17 protein-coding genes are annotated in these 17,639 nt (G+C 56.2%); 8 read left to right on the top strand and 9 right to left on the bottom strand.

The window, feature by feature from the left end; genetic code table 11:
* The first annotated feature begins 41 nt into the window (after nt 1–41).
* The 7 genes from FRY98_RS11990 to mtnB all read left to right on the top strand — a co-directional run bounded on the left by FRY98_RS11990 (nt 42) and on the right by mtnB (nt 7,449).
* Nucleotides 42–1,247, top strand: a complete 1,206-nt coding sequence (locus FRY98_RS11990) for a pyridoxal phosphate-dependent aminotransferase (RefSeq protein WP_148451991.1) — start codon at nt 42–44, stop codon at nt 1,245–1,247.
* Nucleotides 1,248–1,633: 386 nt separating this feature from the next.
* Nucleotides 1,634–2,740: a glutamate 5-kinase gene (gene proB, locus FRY98_RS11985; RefSeq protein ID WP_148451989.1), complete on the top strand. Its 1,107-nt coding sequence runs from the start codon at nt 1,634–1,636 to the stop codon at nt 2,738–2,740.
* Nucleotides 2,741–2,770: 30 nt separating this feature from the next.
* Nucleotides 2,771–4,018 (top strand): glutamate-5-semialdehyde dehydrogenase, encoded by a 1,248-nt coding sequence (locus FRY98_RS11980; protein WP_148451987.1) that lies wholly within the window; start codon nt 2,771–2,773, stop codon nt 4,016–4,018.
* 28 nt (nt 4,019–4,046) lie between these two features.
* Nucleotides 4,047–4,907 carry a pyrroline-5-carboxylate reductase gene (gene proC / locus FRY98_RS11975; protein WP_148451985.1) on the top strand — a complete coding sequence of 287 codons (861 nt, stop codon included), beginning with the start codon at nt 4,047–4,049 and terminating at the stop codon, nt 4,905–4,907.
* Nucleotides 4,904–6,124 carry a 2,3-diketo-5-methylthiopentyl-1-phosphate enolase gene (locus tag FRY98_RS11970; protein WP_148451983.1) on the top strand — a complete coding sequence of 407 codons (1,221 nt, stop codon included), beginning with the start codon at nt 4,904–4,906 and terminating at the stop codon, nt 6,122–6,124. Before proC ends, FRY98_RS11970 begins: the two co-directional genes overlap by 4 nt.
* Complete coding sequence (locus FRY98_RS11965) at nt 6,121–6,792, top strand: 2-hydroxy-3-keto-5-methylthiopentenyl-1-phosphate phosphatase (protein ID WP_148451981.1); 672 nt, start codon at nt 6,121–6,123, stop codon at nt 6,790–6,792. Before FRY98_RS11970 ends, FRY98_RS11965 begins: the two co-directional genes overlap by 4 nt.
* Complete coding sequence (gene mtnB / locus FRY98_RS11960; protein WP_148451979.1) at nt 6,793–7,449, top strand: methylthioribulose 1-phosphate dehydratase; 657 nt, start codon at nt 6,793–6,795, stop codon at nt 7,447–7,449.
* Between the two features lie 227 nt (nt 7,450–7,676).
* Here the strand turns inward: mtnB and FRY98_RS11950 are convergent, their stop codons facing one another.
* The 9 genes from FRY98_RS11950 to FRY98_RS11910 form a co-directional block, all read right to left on the bottom strand.
* Nucleotides 7,677–8,543, bottom strand: coding sequence for an undecaprenyl-diphosphate phosphatase (locus tag FRY98_RS11950; protein WP_148451975.1), 867 nt, complete (start codon nt 8,541–8,543; stop codon nt 7,677–7,679).
* Between the two features lie 78 nt (nt 8,544–8,621).
* A complete protein-coding gene (locus FRY98_RS11945) occupies nt 8,622–9,230 on the bottom strand; it encodes a DedA family protein (protein ID WP_148451972.1) in 609 nt (202 codons plus the stop codon).
* 18 nt (nt 9,231–9,248) lie between these two features.
* The gene (locus FRY98_RS11940; protein WP_249043385.1) at nt 9,249–11,135 is read right to left on the bottom strand and encodes an ABC transporter permease; all 1,887 of its coding nucleotides are present in this window, start codon (nt 11,133–11,135) and stop codon (nt 9,249–9,251) included.
* A 40-nt stretch (nt 11,136–11,175) separates the two neighbouring features.
* Entirely contained in the window at nt 11,176–11,946 is a 771-nt protein-coding gene (locus FRY98_RS11935) for an ABC transporter ATP-binding protein (RefSeq protein ID WP_148451968.1), read from the bottom strand.
* A 68-nt stretch (nt 11,947–12,014) separates the two neighbouring features.
* The gene (locus FRY98_RS11930) at nt 12,015–13,031 is read right to left on the bottom strand and encodes a HAMP domain-containing histidine kinase (protein ID WP_148451966.1); all 1,017 of its coding nucleotides are present in this window, start codon (nt 13,029–13,031) and stop codon (nt 12,015–12,017) included.
* Nucleotides 13,028–13,729, bottom strand: a complete 702-nt coding sequence (locus FRY98_RS11925) for a response regulator transcription factor (protein ID WP_148451964.1) — start codon at nt 13,727–13,729, stop codon at nt 13,028–13,030. The genes FRY98_RS11930 and FRY98_RS11925 overlap by 4 nt, the downstream gene beginning before the upstream one ends.
* A 126-nt stretch (nt 13,730–13,855) precedes the next feature.
* Entirely contained in the window at nt 13,856–14,956 is a 1,101-nt protein-coding gene (locus tag FRY98_RS11920) for a hypothetical protein (protein ID WP_420819701.1), read from the bottom strand.
* 31 nt (nt 14,957–14,987) lie between these two features.
* The gene (locus FRY98_RS11915; protein ID WP_148451960.1) at nt 14,988–15,446 is read right to left on the bottom strand and encodes a hypothetical protein; all 459 of its coding nucleotides are present in this window, start codon (nt 15,444–15,446) and stop codon (nt 14,988–14,990) included.
* Nucleotides 15,443–15,964, bottom strand: a complete 522-nt coding sequence (locus FRY98_RS11910; protein ID WP_148451958.1) for an RNA polymerase sigma factor — start codon at nt 15,962–15,964, stop codon at nt 15,443–15,445. Before FRY98_RS11910 ends, FRY98_RS11915 begins: the two co-directional genes overlap by 4 nt.
* A 509-nt stretch (nt 15,965–16,473) precedes the next feature.
* Between FRY98_RS11910 and FRY98_RS11905 the strand changes: the two genes are divergently transcribed.
* Nucleotides 16,474–17,634: an asparaginase gene (locus FRY98_RS11905; protein ID WP_148451956.1), complete on the top strand. Its 1,161-nt coding sequence runs from the start codon at nt 16,474–16,476 to the stop codon at nt 17,632–17,634.
* The last annotated feature ends 5 nt before the right edge of the window (nt 17,635–17,639 follow it).

The following is a 17,639-nucleotide window of genomic DNA, read 5'->3' as shown; positions in this document are numbered from 1 at the left end:
ATCGTCGTTTAGTGGCGTTCACGGACCGGAGAGTGCGACCTATGAAATCAAATCAACCTAACCGGGGGACGGTTCCTTTTTCGATCCGCCCGGCCGATAGTATGAATAACCTGCCCAAGCAGTTCTTCGCATCGCTGGTCGCCAGCGTAAACCGGGAGATCGCCGCGGGGCACGACGTCATCAACCTCGGCCAGGGCAACCCGGACCGTCCCACGCCGGAGCATATTGTGCGCGCCGCCCAGGCCGCCGTGGCGAATCCCCAGTATCACAAATACTCCCCGTTTCGGGGCTTTCATTTCTTGAAAGAAGCCGCGGCCCAGCGATACCGCGAGGACTACGGCGTCAGCCTGGACCCGGAAACCGAGGTGGCCATCCTGTTCGGCGGCAAAACCGGGCTTGTTCAGATCAGCCAAATTTTGCTGAACCCGGGCGACCTCTGCCTGGTACCCGATCCGGGTTACCCGGACTACTGGTCGGGGACCGCGCTGGCCGGCGCGGAAATGTCGTTCATGCCCCTGCGGGAAGAAAATGATTTCCTGCCCGACTACGGCGCCATTTCCGACCGCGATAAAGAGCGGGCCAAGCTGATGTTCCTGAACTATCCGAACAACCCGACGGCAGCCACGGCCCCGCTGTCCTTTTATGAGGATACGGTGAAATTCGCAGCGACCCACGGCATCGTCGTCGCCAGCGATTTCGCCTACGGTGCGATCGGCTTTGACGGGCGGCGCCCCGTAAGCTTCCTGCAAGCGGAAGGCGCCAAAGAAGTCGGCGTCGAGTACTACACCATGTCCAAAACGTATAATATGGCCGGCTGGCGGGTCGGATTCGCCCTTGGCAACAAGGAGATCATCTCCCTGATCAACCTGCTCCAGGACCACATTTATGTCAGCCTGTTCGGCGCGGTTCAGGAAGCGGCCAAGGTTGCCTTATCCGATTCGCAGCAGTGTGTGGCCGATTTGGTGTCCGTCTATGAGTCCAGAAGAAACGCCTTGTTTAAAGCTCTGTGCGAAATCGGCTGGGAAGCCCGCAAACCGTCAGGTTCCTTCTTTACCTGGCTTCCGGTGCCGAAGGGTACGGACTCTTCCGCTTTCGCCCAACTGCTGCTGGAGCGGGCCAAAGTTGCGGTTGCGCCCGGTATCGGCTTTGGCCGGCATGGCGAAGGATACGTGCGGCTCGGACTGCTCACCGACGAGGACCGGCTTACGGAAGCCGTCCATCGGATCGGCAAGCTCGGCCTCTTTTGAGGCCGTAAGGTCATTTTCTTTTGCAAAGGCAGGATTCGCATGGTATCCTATCAGTAATTCAAACAAACAGTTCGTTATCTGATACGATTCATAACAACCTTTCTATCATTAAACGTAATGACGGGACCAGTAGAAGACCGGTGCGGCCCCCAGAGAGCAGATTCCTTCGGCTGTGAGAATTTGCGGCCCGCCCGCTTTGAACCCTATCCCCGAACGGCCGGCCATAAACCGGACAGCGCCCCTGTTACCGGGCAACCCAAGTCGGATGATGAATCATCAATAAAGGTGGTACCGCGGAAGTGAAACTTTCGTCCTTTGCATGCAAAGGCGGGAGTTTTTTTGTTTTACGAAAAATTTACGCTATGATTTTTTAAGGAGTGGTCTCCATGCAACGCCGCATTGTCGTTAAAATCGGAAGCAGTTCACTAACCTCGCCCGAGGGCGGATTAAACCGGGAAGCGATCCGATATTTTGCCTTCGAGCTCGCCGCTTTACGTTCGGCGGACACCCAGGTCCTGCTCGTCTCCTCCGGCGCCGTCGCCGCGGGTTTTCGGGAAATCGGATACCCGGAACGGCCGAAGCTGCTTCATGAAAAACAAGCCTCCGCCGCCGTCGGGCAGGCGCTGCTGATGCAAACCTACCGCGAGGAACTGGCCGAACACGGCATTTCCGCGGCGCAAATCCTCCTCACCCGTTCCGACTTCCAGAACAGAAGCCGGATGGGCAACGCCAGCATGGCGCTGGAAGAACTGCTGAGCCGCGGCGTCCTCCCGATCATTAATGAAAACGACACCGTCTCGGTCGATGAATTGAAATTCGGGGATAACGACACGTTATCCGCGCTGGTCGCCAATCTGATCAAAGCCGATCAGCTCATCATTCTCACCGATACGGACGGCCTGTACACCGCCGACCCGCGGATCAACCCCGCGGCCGTCCGCATCGAACGGGTCGCGGAGATCAATAAGGATCTGTACGCCATCGCCGGCGGAGCGGGCTCCAGCGTGGGGACGGGCGGCATGCGCTCCAAAATCGACGCGGCCAAAATCGCCTCGCGCGGCGGTATCCCCGTCTTCGTCGGCAAGGCCGACCGCCCCGGCGACCTACGCCAAACGCTGGAAGACCGCGGCCGGGGAACCTATTTTGAAACGCACAGTTCCGCCTTGCCGCGCAAAAAACAATGGCTCGGATTTATGTCCACCCCGATCGGCGCTTTGATCGTCGACGCGGGGGCCGAAGAGGCGCTGATCCACGGCGGGCGCAGCCTGCTCCCCGTCGGCGTCCGCGGGGCCGAAGGCCACTTCCAAACCGGAGATGTGGTTGAAGTGCTGAACGGCCAGGGGGAAGTGCTCGGGAGAGGCATCGTCAACTATGACGCCGCTCAGCTCCGGGACGTACTGGGCTTGCCCAGTACGGAAGTGATGAAACGGTTAAACGAAGTCCACCGTCTAGAGGTCATTCATCGGGACGAATGGATTTCCTTAAAATCTTAAATATACTGGAATCCATAAGGAGGTTAAACCATGAGTGAAGTAAGAGAAAAAGCGGTATTAGCCGGCAAAACGGCAGCCATCCTGGGCGGGCTCGGAACGGAGGCCAAAAACGAGGCCCTGCTCGCCGCGGCCAAGGCCCTTGAGGAACAAGCCGCGGAGATCATCGCCGCGAATCGCGAGGATTTGGAACGCGGCCGGCAAAACGGCACGTCCGAATCGCTGCTCGACCGCCTCGCCCTGAACGAAAGCCGGATCGCCGGCATCGCGGAAGGGCTGCGCCAAATCGTGGAACTCCCCGATCCCGTTGGCGATGTACTCGCTACGATCGATCGGCCGAACGGGTTGCATATCGTTCAACAGCGTGTTCCCCTCGGCGTCATCGGCATCATTTACGAAGCCCGTCCCAACGTCACGGTGGATGCCGTCGGCCTTTGCCTGAAAACCGGCAATGCCGTCGTCCTGCGCGGAGGCTCCTCCGCCCTCTCCTCCAACCGGAAAATCGTCGAAATCATCCACCGGACGCTTGAGCAAACGACCGTCCCGAAGGACGCCGTTCAGTTGATCGAAGATCCGAACCGTTCCTCCGTGGACGAGATGTTGAAATTAAACGGGTTGCTGGATGTGGTAATCCCCCGGGGGGGCAGCTCGTTGATCCAAACCGTTGTGCAAAATGCCACCGTGCCGGTGATCGAAACGGGCGCAGGGATCTGCCACACGTTTCTGGATGAAACGGCCGATCCGGCCATGGCGGAAGAGATCGCCTTAAACGCCAAGGTGCAGCGCCCCTCCGTTTGCAACTCGATGGAAACGCTGCTGGTCCACCGCTCCTACGCAAATCGCCATTTGGCCGATCTTGCGGAAAAATTCCGGGAGGCGGGCGTGGAACTGCGTGGCTGCGAAACTACCCGCAAACTCGTCGCTTGGGCCAATCCGGCCACCGAGGAAGACTATGCGACCGAGTACAATGACTATATTTTGAATGTGAAAATCGTGGACGATCTGGACGAGGCTCTTGCCCATATCGCCCGCTTCGGCACAAAGCATTCCGAGTGTATCGTAACGGAAAACGGCGGGAACGCCGCCCGCTTCCAGCAGGAAGTCGATGCCGCGGCCGTGTATCATAACGCATCGACTCGCTTTACGGACGGATTTGAATTCGGGTTCGGCGCGGAAATCGGAATCAGCACGCAAAAACTGCATGCCCGCGGTCCGATGGGATTGCCCGCACTGACTTCCAGCAAATATATCATCCACGGAAACGGACAAATCCGGAAGTAAAAAGCAGCTCTAGAGGAGGCGAAAATCCATGCTAAACGAATCCAACGCTAGCAGACCGGCTATCTGTTTTTACGGCGCCGGTTCCATGGCCGAAGCGATCGTCCGCGGCTTGATTCATAAACAGGTAGCCGCACCGGAACAGATCGTCATGCTGAACCGGACCAGCGCCGAACGGCTGGCATACCTGGAGGAACAGTACGGCGTAGTTACCGGAAACGGCGAAGAGAAAACCGCGAAATACTTGAACGAAGCGTCCGTCATCGTCCTGGCCATGAAGCCGAAGGATGCCGGCGAGGCCTTGAAAGCACTGGGCCCGAAATGGCGTGATGGCCAGCTCATCATCTCCGTGATCGCCGGCCTGTCCATCGCCACGATTCAGGGGCTGCTGGGCGTCAACGCGCCGGTGGCGAGAACGATGCCGAATACGTCGAGCTCGATCGGTCAAGGCGCCGCCGGCATCTCCTTCTCCGCCGAGACCTCCGAAGAGCAGCGTCGCCAGGTGCTCTCGATGTTTGAAGCGGTCGGTACCGTCCAGGTGATCCCCGAGGAGAGAATGGACATTTTGACCGGAATTTCCGGCAGCGGCCCCGCTTATTTCTACTACATGATGGAAGCGATGATCGCCGCCGGCATCGAAGGCGGACTCACGCCCGAGCAGGCCCGCGAGCTGACGGTGCAAACCGTGCTGGGCGCGGCGGTAATGATGAAGGAAACCGGCGAAGCACCGGAAAAACTGCGTAAAGACATCACTTCGCCCAACGGATCGACCCAGGCCGCACTGGAGGTTTTGGCCGACCGTGGTTTTGAGGCGGCCGTCAAAGCGGCCGTTCACCGCTGTGCGGAACGCTCTCGCGAAATGGGCGAGGCGGTAAAGGAGGCATTATCGTGAGTTATTGTACTGCAACTTACCGGATTTATGATCCCAAAGCCGATTTCGAGCGCAAGGCCCAGTCCATCGCCATCGGCATGACGGTCGGAACCTGGACCGAGCTGCCCCAAATCAAGCAGGAGGAAATGCGCCGTCACTTGGGCCGGGTGGAACGAATCCAGGTCCACGAGCCGGAAACCGGGTCCGAAACCGAACGTTACGCGGACGTGTCGATTTCATATCCCGACGTCAATTTTACCCGCGATCTACCCGCTCTGCTGATCACCGTGTTCGGCAAAATATCGATGGACGGCAAAATCAAACTGCTGGACCTGGAATTTTCGGATTCGTTTCTCAGCGCCTTTCCCGGCCCGAAATTCGGTCTGGACGGCGTAAGGGATCTGCTGGGCGTCAAGGGTCGTCCGCTCTTGATGAGCATCTTCAAATCGGTCGTCGGTTACGATCTGAACGGCCTCAAGGAACAATTTCTGGCCCAGGCGCTCGGCGGCGTCGACTTGATCAAGGATGACGAGATCCTGTTTGAGAACCCGCTGACACCGATCGATCAGCGCGTGCGCGTTTGCCGCGAAGCCGCGGAAGAGGCCGAGCGCGTGACGGGCAAAAAGCTGCTCTACGCGACGAATCTCACGGGGCCGACTTCGAAACTGAAAGAGCAAGCGCTGCGCGCCATCGATGCCGGGGCGTCCGCCCTCTTGTTCAGCGTGCTGCCATACGGCTTTGATGTCCTGCACGAGCTGAGCTCCGACCCGGACATCACCGTACCGATTGCGGCCCACCCTTCGCTCGCCGGAGCGTTGTATCCGTCGCCGCATTACGGCATCGCCGCTTCCCTGCTGCTCGGCAAGCTGATGCGGATCGCCGGGGCCGACCTCGTGCTGTTCCCTTCGCCTTACGGCTCGGTCGTTATGCCGAGGGAGGAGAACCTGGCGATCCGCCGCGAGCTCACCGCCGAGGGGCTGCCGCAGCGCGCCAGCTTCCCGGTGCCGTCGGCCGGCATCCATCCGGGGCTGGTACCCCGGATTCTGGACGACTTCGGCACCGATGTGGTCGTGAATGCCGGCGGCGGCATTCACGGGCATCCGGGCGGCGCGAGCGCCGGCGGCCGCGCCTTCCTGCAGGCGATTGACGCCGCGATGAACGGCGTCTCCCTGGAGCAGGCGTCGGCGAGCCTGCCCGAATTGAAAGCTGCCCTTGACCTTTGGGGAGGGCAGCGATGAACCGCGGCAAACAGCCCGTCGTCTTCTGCGATTTCGACGGGACGATTACCAATAGCGACAATATCGTAGCGATCATGCGGCATTTCGAACCGGAAGGATACGAGCCGATTATGCAGCGTATCCTCTCCCATGAAATTTCGATCCGGGAAGGCGTCGGGGCGATGTTCGCCCTCTTCCCGGCTTCGATGCGGGAGGAGATCACCGCGTTCGTCGTCGGACAAGCCGGCATCCGCGAGGGCTTCCGGGAATTTCTCGCCTACTTGAAGCAGCGGTCGATTCCTTTTTACGTGACGAGCGGGGGCATTGATTTTTTTCTTGAGCCGCTGCTCGCCCCCTTCGATATTCCGCAGGATCATATTTTTTGCAATTCCGCGGACTTTACCGGGGAGAATATCGCTATCTTATGGCCCCACCCTTGCGACGAGCACTGCACGAACGATTGCGGCATGTGCAAGGCCGCGGTCATGCGCCGGTATCCGCCGGAGCAGTATGAGCGGATTCTGATCGGGGACAGCTTGACCGATTTCGAGGGCGCCAAGCTGGCGGACCGGGTATACTCCCGGTCCAAACTGACCGAGAAATGCCGCGAGCTGGGTATTTCCCATACCCCATTTGAAACGTTTACGGAGATTAAGACCGACTTGATGAGGCGGGAAGGAGCGAATTAAATGACATTTTCAGACATCTCCCTGGAGGAAAAACAGAAGGCGCTGGGCGAGCTCCGGAACATCAAAGAGCAATTTGCCGCCCGGGGCTGGTTCCCCGGAACGAGCGGCAATCTGTCCGTTCGGGTCGGCGCCTTCACGCCGGACCGGTTTCATTTTGCGGTCACTTCGAGCGGGAAGGATAAATCGGTTCATACTCCGGAGGATTTCCTTTTTGTGGACGCCAACGGAGAAGCCTGCGAAACGACTGCGCTTAAGCCGAGCGCCGAAACGCTGATTCACGCCAAAATTTACCGGATGACGGGATGCGGCGCCATTTTCCACGTGCATACCGTATACAACAACCTGATCAGCGAGTATTACGGTGACGAAGGATATGTACCGGCTCAAGGCATCGAACTGATTAAAGGTCTCGGCATTTGGGAGGAAAATGCCGCCATCCGGATTCCTGTTCTCCCGAATTACGCGGATATTCCTTCGATCGCCAAGCTGATTCCCGGTACGCTCAAGCCGGAAATCCCCGGCATCCTGCTGCGCAACCACGGGATTTATGCCTGGGGAGCCAACGCCTTTGAGGCCAAGCGCCATTTGGAGGCCTTCGAGTTTATTTTCGAAGTGCTTTACCGTTCCCTGCTTCTGCCTCCCCGCCCGCACTCTTAAGTGTGATTTGCTACTATGCCCCCACCCACCCGGTTTCTGGACAGCCGCGGCGGGCGGGGGTTCTTCAACTTGCATTGTGATTCATTCATTTTGCATATTTTGAGGAGGTTAGACATGGATTACACTTCACGGAAAGATGCGGCGCCCACGGCGAAACGCTGGCCCAAAGATGCCATAGCGGCGGGCTGCCGCCCGACAGAACCCCGTCGGACGGCTCTTTCGCATGCTTACCAGAAATACAGCGCCCCGATAACCGCGGCCAATACCAAACGGTAAACCGCAAACGGGACAAGCCGGATTCGGTTGATCAGCTTGAGGAAAAAGCGGATCGACAACAGCGCGAACACAAAAGCGCTTATAAAGCCGGCGATAAAGAACGGGAGTGCGTCCATCGTGAAATACTCCCAATTTTTCAGCAGGGACAGCCCGCTGGCCCCCGCCATGATCGGCACGGCCATAATAAACGTAAAATCGGCCGCCGCCCGATGGCTCAGTCCCAGCAGAACCCCTCCGGAAATCGTCGAGCCCGACCGGGAGAATCCCGGCCAGATCGAAAGGCATTGAAACAAGCCGATCGTAAACGCCTGCCTGTAGGTGATCTGGTCGACGGACTCCACGGCCGGCCGCTTCGGTCCGAAGCGGTCCGCCGCGATCATCAGCAGCGCTCCGATAACCAGACCGATCAATACCGTGGCGGTGGAGAACAAGTACTCATCGACATAGTCCTCCAGCAAAACGCCGAGAATTCCCGCCGGGACCAAGCCGACCAGTACCTGGGCCAGCTTCAGCCGCGGTTCCCCGCCATGACGGGAAGCCGCAGCTCCGCCCCCTTCCTCCCCGCGCCGCTTCATTCGGGAAATGCCCAGCAGATCCATAAACCGCTCCCGGAAGACGACAAGCACCGCCAGAATGGAGCCTAACTGGACGACGACTTTAAACGTGTTGGCCACATATTTGGAATGCAGCAACTGCTCAGTCTTCAACCACATATCATCCACGATGATCATATGTCCCGTCGAAGAAACGGGGGCAAATTCCGTCAACCCCTCGACCAAGCCGAGAACTACCGCTTTAATCAAATCGATAAATTCCATGCGAAACCTCTCTTCTCATCAGCGTAACGCCGCTTTTTGTCTATTGTGGAGTACGGCAGTAAACGCCGCCTTTTCGGATCAGCCCTTTTTTCTTGTCCGCAGAAACCAAAATACGCCGCCGATCCCAATAACCGCGATCAAAGCGTAAGCGATGTTGGAGTAAACGTCCATAAACTCGACGATTTTCTCCCAGGACCCGCCCACCGCGGCGCCTACGGAGACCAGAATGACGTTCCAGATCAAGGTACCGATCGTCGTAAACAAGAGGAATAGACCGAACTTCATTTTGGACATCCCCGCGGGAATGGAAATCAGACTCCGGATCAACGGAATCATCCGGCAAAACAGCACCGTCCAATAGCCGTATTTGTCGAACCAAGCGTCTGCCCTACGGATATCTTCTTTTTTCAGGCGCAAAAATTTCCCGTACCGGTCCACCCAGCCTTCCAGTTTATCGACATTGATCAAATAGCCGATCCCGTACAAAATGACCGCGCCGAGCACCGAGCCTACCGTAGCCGCGATAATGACCCCCACGACCGTCAGACTGGTGTATGTCGTCATAAAGCCCCCGAAGGTGAGAATCACCTCCGACGGAATCGGCGGAAACACATTTTCCAGCGCGATCAGCAGCAAGATGCCGGCATAGCCGAATTGCTCCATTATATTCGTAATCCAATTTTCCACGAGATACCTCCATATCGATTATAGATAACCTTTTTGCAAATTCCGCAAATATCGCGCGCGAATGAAATAAAAATACATCCCCTGCACAAAACAAAAGCTGAACAGGATCAAGCAAGCCTCCCAAGCGATCGGGATAAACAGATAACTTTGCAGCGCGATGAACGCGAAGATACTGTGAACGAGCGCCACTCCCACCGGCAAAAAGAACATCAACCCCAGTTGAGCGGTTACGATCCGCTCCATTTCCCTGCGGGTCACGCCCAGCTTGGTCAGCGCGGCATATTGACGCCGGTCGTAGTCCAGATCGCTGTATAACCGGAAGTACAGGAAGCTCCCCGCCGACATAAAAAACACGGTACCGACCAGCAGCGCAAAGAACAACAGCGCTCCATAGGTGGTTCGTTGAACCTCGAACAAAGTCCCGCTCACCGCCATGGCGTAATCCAGACCGGTTTCGTACTTCATCTTTCCGTTTTCGGTCAAATTCTTTGCGATATCGACGGTGGCCTCCAAACCGGCGTCCGTATAAAACGCCGTGTAAACCGCCCGGCCGAAATTCGGGGCCAACTTCTCCCACGTCGCATCGCTCACGACAAGTCCGGAAAAATTCCCTCCCCGGAAATCCCCGAGCTCCGGTGTTAAATAATCGGAGATGGGCACGTGCTGTGTAACCCCTTCTTCGTCCAGCCGTATTCCGCCCGCACCGAGCGTATAGCTTGCCGGTTCCCGTTCTTGCAAGAGCAGCTTTTCCCGCTGCGAGCTCATGAGCACCAAAGCCCCCTCGGCGTCCGGAGGCTCCTCCCGAGTCGTCATCCTCGCCGCGGCCACCAGCTTGGTATAATCGGAAAAAGAGAGCAGCGCCAACTGATCCGGCGCCCCCGCCAGCGTCGTGGAGGCAACCTCCGCAAGCAGCAAATCCGTCTCCTCCTCGTGAAAGGCGAGACCTCGCGCCGCGAGCTCCTCCCGGATCTGACGAAGATGCCCGGCGCTTACGTTGCTGCCCGGCTTGGCCACATAGCCGATCTCGGCCGGGTGGTCCCGGTCGAACTCCGCGGACAGCCGGTTGACGGAGGCGAATACGCCGACCGCGCAAAACGTGATCGTCGAGATCATCGCGACGAGAAAAAACATCCAGGCGTTCTCTTTCAGCCGGTACGATAAATTTGAAATCAGAATCAGATTCGTCCTGTGCCAGTACCTCGCCAGGTTTCTTTTTAATAGGTGAATGACGGCCAGACCGGCTTGCGAGAAAAACAAATAGGTGCCGAGCATCGTCATCAGGGTCACCGGGACCACGCGAAGCTTGACGGTCGACGCCGATGCCGTCACGGCCAAGGTATAGCTTGCGATGAGCAGCGTGGCCGCCAACAGGGACAGCCCTTTGGAGAACCGAGGCTGGCCTTCCCTTTTTGCGCCGGATTGAAACAAATCGATCAGCCGGGTCGAGCCGAGCAGCATCGTCGTAAAGGAGGAAATCGACAGAAACAGCAGCAGGAACGCCGCCAAAGTCAAGAGCACGCTCCAGGGCGAAATATGGAAGGACAGCTCTTCGATCCCCAGCAGATTTGCGCCTGCCATCAGGAAGAGCTTGGCCGTCAGCAAACCTCCCAAAATCCCCGCGCCAAGCGCGCCGAGGCCCACCAGCATATTCTCCGTGAACACCATCTTGCGGAGCTGTTTTACGGTCATTCCGTGCAGCAGCAGCACCCCGAATTCCCGCTTCCGGGAACGAAGAAATGAGCCGACGGAATAAAGGACAAACAAGAAGCAGAAGACGAACATGATGGCTTCCGCCTGACCGAGCACAAGCAGCGCCGACTGCCAGGCTACCCGGTCCCGCAGCTCCGGATGGAACAGGAATACGGCGCACACGAAAAAGACCATTACGGAAAACGTACTGCTCAAAAAATAGGCCGCATAAGTGCGTTTCTTTCTTAATACATGATTAAAGGCGAGCTGACGAAAGGTGATCCGTATCCCCTCCCAGCAGCGACATCATGTCGATGATTTTTTGGAAGAACGCCTGGCGGTTGTCGCCCCGGTAAATTTCGTTGTACATGCTTCCGTCCTTGATGAAGATCACCCGATGGCAAAAGCTCGCGGCAAAAGCGTCGTGCGTCACCATCAGAATGGCTGCCCGCTTCGCCTCATTGACCATCGCAAACGCCTCCATGACGTCCCGGGAGGACTTGGAATCCAGGTTCCCGGTGGGCTCGTCGGCCAGAAGCAGCGAGGGATGGTGGATCATCGCCCGCGCGATCGCGGTTCGCTGCATTTGTCCCCCGGAAATCTCATGCGGAAATTTGTCCAGCACGCCGGCGATCCCCAGCCTTTCCGCCAAATCCGCCGCATTCCGCTTCATTTCCTGCATCGGCGTACCTTCGAGCGTAAGCGGGAGCACGATATTTTCTTCGACGGTCAGCGTATCGAGCAGGTTAAAGTGCTGAAAAATAAAGCCCAGTCGTCTTCGGCGAAAAAGAGCCATCCGCTCCTGATCCAATTCATGCGGATTTTGCCCGGCGATGCATACGGTTCCGGAAGTAGGTTCGTCGATGGTGGCGATGACATTGAGCAGCGAGGTTTTCCCGCTGCCGGAGGGTCCCATAATCCCGACGAATTCGCCTTCCTCCATCCGAAAGCTGACATGGTCAAGCGCCTTGGTGGAAATTTTGCCCTCGTAGATTTTCGATATTTCCCGCACTTGTAAAATCGGCATCCTTCCCCCTCCTTCCGCGGATAGCTTCATTATACTTGGGAGCGACCGCGGAATCCCATGGCTTAATCTTACACTTCCTTACTTCCTTGTAAGGTTTCCGTCCGCCGGCCCCCAAATCGAATCCGAATCGTAGTCCCTTCCATGACGGCCGACTCGATCTCGACCCGATGGCCGAGTTGATCGCAAATCTGCTTGACGAGATACAGCCCCATGCCCGTGGACTCCCTGAAGTTCCTGCCGTTCTCACCCGTAAAATAAGCCTCAAAGACTCGCGGGACGTCGCTGGCCGGGATGCCCACCCCCTCATCCGAAATCTCCAGGACGGTTTCTTCGTCCCGCCGGTAGGCTCTCAGCGTCAAATTCGCATTTTCTTTGGTCGTGTACCGGACCGCGTTGGTTAATACTTGAGTCAGCGCAAATGAAAGCCACTTCTCGTCGGTGGCAATGAACAGGCGTTCGCCGGAAGGGAACTGCATGCGGGGAAACACCTTGCTGCGGATAAATAGCCGTTTCTGTTCCGAAACGACGGAACGGACTAACGCCTCCAACTCCAGTTTCTCAACCATGAAATCCTGAGCGAAACCGTCCAGCCTCGTCGTATACAGCACGAGGTCCAGCCCCTTGCGAAGCCGGTCCACCTCGTCCCCCACCGCGACGAAACGCGAGTCGTCGCTATCCTGCACCAGAAGATGTATAACCGAAACCGGGGTTTTCATCTGATGCACCCACTGGCTGATAAACTGAAGGTGGCGGGTAATTTTGTATTGTTGGGCGTTGATTTCAGTAACGTAAGCGCGGTATTGTTTTTTTAACAGCCGGTAGAGCGATTCGGACAAGGGCGTTCTCGGCTCTACTTCTTTGAATGCGTCCATCGCTCCGTCCTGTTCCAGGCAAGCATAGAACGAACGGTGGGTCAGAAACCGGACGAGCAAATAACCCGCCAGCAAGCAGCCGCTCAGCAGCCCGGCGTACAGTACGACATAGCCATCGCGATATCCGTCCAGCCAGTACACCCCGGAAACGGCCAGCAACTGCAGGGCGTACACGGCGACGAGTGCCCGGTGATCTTTCAGAAAAAGCTTCATCGCGCCTCCTCCCAGCGGGGCACAAGCCTGTAACCCTGACCGCGCACGGTTTGAAGGGCTTCCTCAATCCCCAGGGCGGCCAGCTTTTTCCGAACCCGCGTGACATATACGTTCAAGGTGTTATCGTCGACAAAAACCTGGTCGTCCCAAATTTTCTCCAACAGGCGATCCCGGCTTACCACCTCTTCCCCCCTGCGCATCAGTTCCTCCAGCATTTTGACTTCGGTAAGACTGAGTTCGACCTTCCGGTCCCCCAAACTCAAGTACAAGCGGTCTTTGTCCAGCTTGAGACCTTCCAGTTGAACCGCTCGATCCCCGCCGGCCGCGGCGTAGTCTCCATAAGTTCTGCGCAGCTGGCTGCGGATTTTAGCCAAAACGATATCATAGTCGAAGGGTTTCGTAATGTAATCATCCGCTCCGTTTTCCAACGCCATAACCTGGTCCATTTTCCCCTCCCTGGCGGAAATAAAAATAATCGGGCAGGTGGACAAATTGCGGATCTGCCTGCACCAGTAATACCCGTCAAACTTCGGCAGATTCACGTCAAGCAGCACCAGATGCGGCGCTTCACGTTCAAATTCCTCCTTGATCCGTTCGAAATTCGCAGCCGTACAGGTGGCGTAGCCGAACCTCTGCAAATAGTTTTCCAGCAATCCGGCAAGCTGCCGATCATCTTCCACGACATATATTTTAAACATCCGGTCTTCTCCTTCTATCAAACGATTCATCTGTCTGCATTGTAACAAAAATAGATTCCGAAATAAAAAAAGAGAGCCGCAGACCTCCTGCAGCCCTCTTTCCGCCCGATCCAAATGAGGGATCGTTTATAGTTGTTCCTTTCCGCCCCAATCCGATTCCTTCCGGCGTCCGGAAAGCAGTTTGAGGCCCCCTCCGATGAGGATGGCCGCGACCAGCACCGGCCTCAAATATTCATCGATCAAATAGCGCATTTGCAGGTAAGGGAACCAACGGTCCAGCGCGGGAACTATGAATTCCACACCCACATAATAGACTCCCATCAATAAAAGAGCGATTCCCAGCCAATGCTGGCTGCCCCCCCTGCTTCGGATCAACGGAATATCCTCCATCGGCAGGATGCCGTACCGGCTCGTCTGCTGAAGTCCGTCAAAAAAACAGTAAAACCAGATCACGGGGACCACGAACAGAAATACGGACAAACGAAGCACATCGATAATATAAAAGCTCCCAAGAAACAGGACCATCATTTGCAGGCCGCGTTTTTGCAAGCCAAGATACATTTGACCCGCACCGGGAAAAGCGGACAAGAGCGTGGCCAGTACCTTGCTGCGGCGCCCCTCGATCCGGCCCGATTCCCATTCGTCCAAGAGCGACCGGTCCTGCAGCGGCTCCCCGGCCTGCTTACGGTGAATAAGCTGGACGGCGTCGAACATGCAGTAAAGCCAGATGATCGGCAATAAACCCAGAAACAGCAGAAATACCGTTTCGTGCGTGACGCCGGTCAAAAAGAACATCATCGTGATCAGCCCGAAGAACAGGATCAGAAAAGACAGCCCCCGCTGCATTAACCCCATTTGGAAATGCCCCAATCCCGGAACGAAAGAGAGAAGAATGGTAAAGAAACGTTCGGTCTCGGCTTCCCCGCGGCGCGGTGCAGCCATATAATCATGCGTCGACCTTTCCTGAGCCGCCGGCTCCCTCAGCATCACGATAAGAAGATCCAGCATGCTGACGGCCCATAGAATCAACTCCGCGATCAGAACGGCGAGAAAGAATTCGCCTTCATTCGTGGCCATCGCGATCAGAAATCCGCCAAAAATTCCGCCGAAGAAGAAGAGCGGGTAGAAGATGCCCCTTCCCTTCTTTCCCCAATAAAAGTGCCCCAATCCGGGGATCACATTCAATATAAACGCCAGCATTCTGCTGCGATAGTAAGTCAATGTCATCATCCTTTCCAGGTGAATTTGCCCGTCTTCCCTAGTTGCCGCCGGTCGGAGTACCGATCCGGTCCATCCACAACGAGGCCCGTTCCATAAGCCGCTCGCTCAACGGAGACCCGCTGCCCTGGTTTTCTACGGCCACGCTGGTTCCCGCCGCCAACAGATCAAACACACCGCCTCCCAGCAAGAGGAAGGTGATGGACGCGGCGATAACATAATGCAATACCGGGCGGTCCCATCCCCATTTCTTCCTGTTTCCTTTCGCAGTTCCGTTCGCCTGCTGGGCGGGAAGCCGGACCATGACGTCGCTCGCGAAACGTTCCTCATCGGGTAGCGCCGGCAATTCGGACTCGACCGACATAAATACTTCCAGATAGAGTTCAAACTGCCGATCGTCGGCCCGCATCAGCGCTTCCATTTTGTCGGCGTCCTCTTTCGGGAGTTCGCCGAGAATATACTTCCGCCACAGCCTCCGCTGCGATTCCGGTTCGTTCATTGCCATTCCTCCTCCTTCCAGTGCTCACGGATCCAGGCCCTGGCCCGATATAGCTTCGACTCGATCGTCTTGACGCTCAACGCAAGCTCCGAGGCGATCTGCTCATGGCTTTTCCCTTCGAAGTAAAAAGCGGTCACCACCTGCCGATGGCCCGGAGGGAGCTCCGACAGTTTGGATTGCAGCTCGTTTCTGCGCTCCTGGCTTAGCATGTCCTCCAGCAATTCATCTTCCTGGGCGGGAATCTTGTCCGCCACATCGGCGGGATCCCAATGATCCTCGCGCCGCCGGTCCCGCCGTCTTTTTAAATCAATCGCCTTGTTAACGGTGATGCGGGATAACCAAGACTTGATTCCCTGTGAACGGTAAGCGGAGAGAGACTTATAGACTTGAAGAAAAGTTTCCTGGGCGGCATCCTCCGCCTCTTTCTCGTCATGGAGGACCGAGTAGGCGATACGGAACACCGTCTGTCCGTAAAGCTTCACAAATTCGTGAAAAGCTGACCGGTCGCCCTTTTTCATCTTTTCGATTAACTCCTCGCCAATAGCTCTCCCCTCCTCTCCAAAACAATAGACGATGATAAACGCCCCTGCCCCTGCACCCGGGTTCTTTTTTTATTTAGGCAATGTTAAATTCTAATTTTAATATTCGACCATAAGAAAACCGCCTTGGTGAAAAGGCGGTTCCTCAGACAATATTATCCCTCCACAACTTGTTCTTCTCGATTTTAGCATAAGTTATATTTGGTTAGTACCCTGACCGTTAACTTGCAAAACTTAGCTGAGAGCCCAAGGATAGTAGTGTAATTTTATATAACATGAACTTCCTGGTTCTGCACAACCGTAAAACTATGCCGTGATTACATGAATATAAACGATATTTGCAGGAAAACTAGGTTTACAACGCTTACTTCGCTATATTCCTCACTTGTTAAAAAACCTCACATCATTCTATAATCCAGTCAGTTAACCAATTCAATGTTAGTTTATATTACATACGGTTAACAAATCACATCATGGAGGTTGATCTTATGAACACTTGGAAATCCCATACCTTGAAATGGATACTCGCCGCCGGTCTCGCTTTCACGGCCGCCGGTCTCCCGGCCATTCCGCTGCCCCGCGCTTCCGCCGCCGAATCGGGCGCATCCGCGGCGAACGCCCAAACCGCCAAGTCACTGCCCAAGGTTCAGGTCATCGCCACCGGCGGTACGCTGGCCGGGAAATCGGTAGACGAAACGAGCTTTACGAATTACAAAGCGGGAACCCTTCTGATCGAAGATATGGTCCGGGCGCTGCCGAACAAGGATAAGATCGCCGAAGTCACTACGCATCAATTCGGAAATTCGGGATCCAGCGCCTATACGATTCAGCAATTATACGACTTGTCCCTCAAGGTCGATGAAGCGCTAAAAACCCAGGACGGCGTCGTCGTGACCAGCGGAACGGATACGATGGAAGAGATCGCCTATTTCCTCGACCTCACGGTCCGGAGTCCGAAACCGGTCGTGGTAACCGGGTCCATGCGTCCATGGACGGTAATCGGATCCGACGCTCAGGCCAACCTGTACAACGCCATTAAATTGGCCGCCAGCGGAAAAACCCGATATTTCGGCACCGTATTGATGCTGAATGATGAATTTCATGCCGCTCGCGAAGTAACCAAGACGAATTCTTACCGGACCGATACCTTCGTCACGCCCCAAATCGGCGCTTTAGGTTATATCGACGAAAACAACATCCGAGTTTACCGTGCTCCCTTCCGTGCCCTAAAAGCCGCAAAGGATTGGGCGACGCCGTTTGACCTCACCAAAATTACCAAAAATGATTTGGCCAAAGTGGAAATCGCCTACTCCTATCAGGATGCCGGTTCAGGCGCCATCAGCGCTTTTGTTGCTGGCGGGGCCAAAGGGATCGTCACGGCCGGCACGGGCGCCGGAGGCATCTCCAAAGCGATGAGCGAAGAGCGCGCCAAAGCGATCGAGCAAGGCGTCGTATTCGTGACGACGACACGCACGGGCTCGGGCAGCAACTATTCCGAAGGCAAAGGCATCATCGCGGGCGACAACCTGAATGCCCAACATGCCAGAATGATGCTGCTGCTCGGTCTGTCGTTTACGAAAGATTTCGCGACCCTTCAAAACTGGTTCGATACTTACGGCTACGGGCAGATCGAACTCCCGGCTAAATAATTCGA

Origin of the sequence: Paenibacillus faecis, assembly GCF_008084145.1 — a bacterium.
In the GTDB taxonomy this organism is placed as follows: Bacteria; Bacillota; Bacilli; order Paenibacillales; family Paenibacillaceae; genus Fontibacillus; species Fontibacillus faecis.
The sequence above is the reverse complement of the archived record's forward strand: the minus strand, read 5'-3'. Positions and strand labels throughout refer to the sequence as shown.

What these genes read in the sequence shown, in the direction of transcription:
- FRY98_RS11990 (WP_148451991.1), top strand. Translation starts at nt 42, where the DNA reads ATGAAATCAAATCAACCTAACCGGGGGACGGTTCCTTTTTCGATCCGC.
- proB (WP_148451989.1), top strand. Translation starts at nt 1,634, where the DNA reads ATGCAACGCCGCATTGTCGTTAAAATCGGAAGCAGTTCACTAACCTCG.
- FRY98_RS11980 (WP_148451987.1), top strand. Translation starts at nt 2,771, where the DNA reads ATGAGTGAAGTAAGAGAAAAAGCGGTATTAGCCGGCAAAACGGCAGCC.
- proC (WP_148451985.1), top strand. Translation starts at nt 4,047, where the DNA reads ATGCTAAACGAATCCAACGCTAGCAGACCGGCTATCTGTTTTTACGGC.
- FRY98_RS11965 (WP_148451981.1), top strand. Translation starts at nt 6,121, where the DNA reads ATGAACCGCGGCAAACAGCCCGTCGTCTTCTGCGATTTCGACGGGACG.
- mtnB (WP_148451979.1), top strand. Translation starts at nt 6,793, where the DNA reads ATGACATTTTCAGACATCTCCCTGGAGGAAAAACAGAAGGCGCTGGGC.
- FRY98_RS11950 (WP_148451975.1), bottom strand. Translation starts at nt 8,543, where the DNA reads ATGGAATTTATCGATTTGATTAAAGCGGTAGTTCTCGGCTTGGTCGAG.
- FRY98_RS11935 (WP_148451968.1), bottom strand. Translation starts at nt 11,946, where the DNA reads ATGCCGATTTTACAAGTGCGGGAAATATCGAAAATCTACGAGGGCAAA.
- FRY98_RS11930 (WP_148451966.1), bottom strand. Translation starts at nt 13,031, where the DNA reads ATGAAGCTTTTTCTGAAAGATCACCGGGCACTCGTCGCCGTGTACGCC.
- FRY98_RS11925 (WP_148451964.1), bottom strand. Translation starts at nt 13,729, where the DNA reads ATGTTTAAAATATATGTCGTGGAAGATGATCGGCAGCTTGCCGGATTG.
- FRY98_RS11920 (WP_420819701.1), bottom strand. Translation starts at nt 14,956, where the DNA reads ATGACATTGACTTACTATCGCAGCAGAATGCTGGCGTTTATATTGAAT.
- FRY98_RS11915 (WP_148451960.1), bottom strand. Translation starts at nt 15,446, where the DNA reads ATGAACGAACCGGAATCGCAGCGGAGGCTGTGGCGGAAGTATATTCTC.
- FRY98_RS11910 (WP_148451958.1), bottom strand. Translation starts at nt 15,964, where the DNA reads ATGAAAAAGGGCGACCGGTCAGCTTTTCACGAATTTGTGAAGCTTTAC.
- FRY98_RS11905 (WP_148451956.1), top strand. Translation starts at nt 16,474, where the DNA reads ATGAACACTTGGAAATCCCATACCTTGAAATGGATACTCGCCGCCGGT.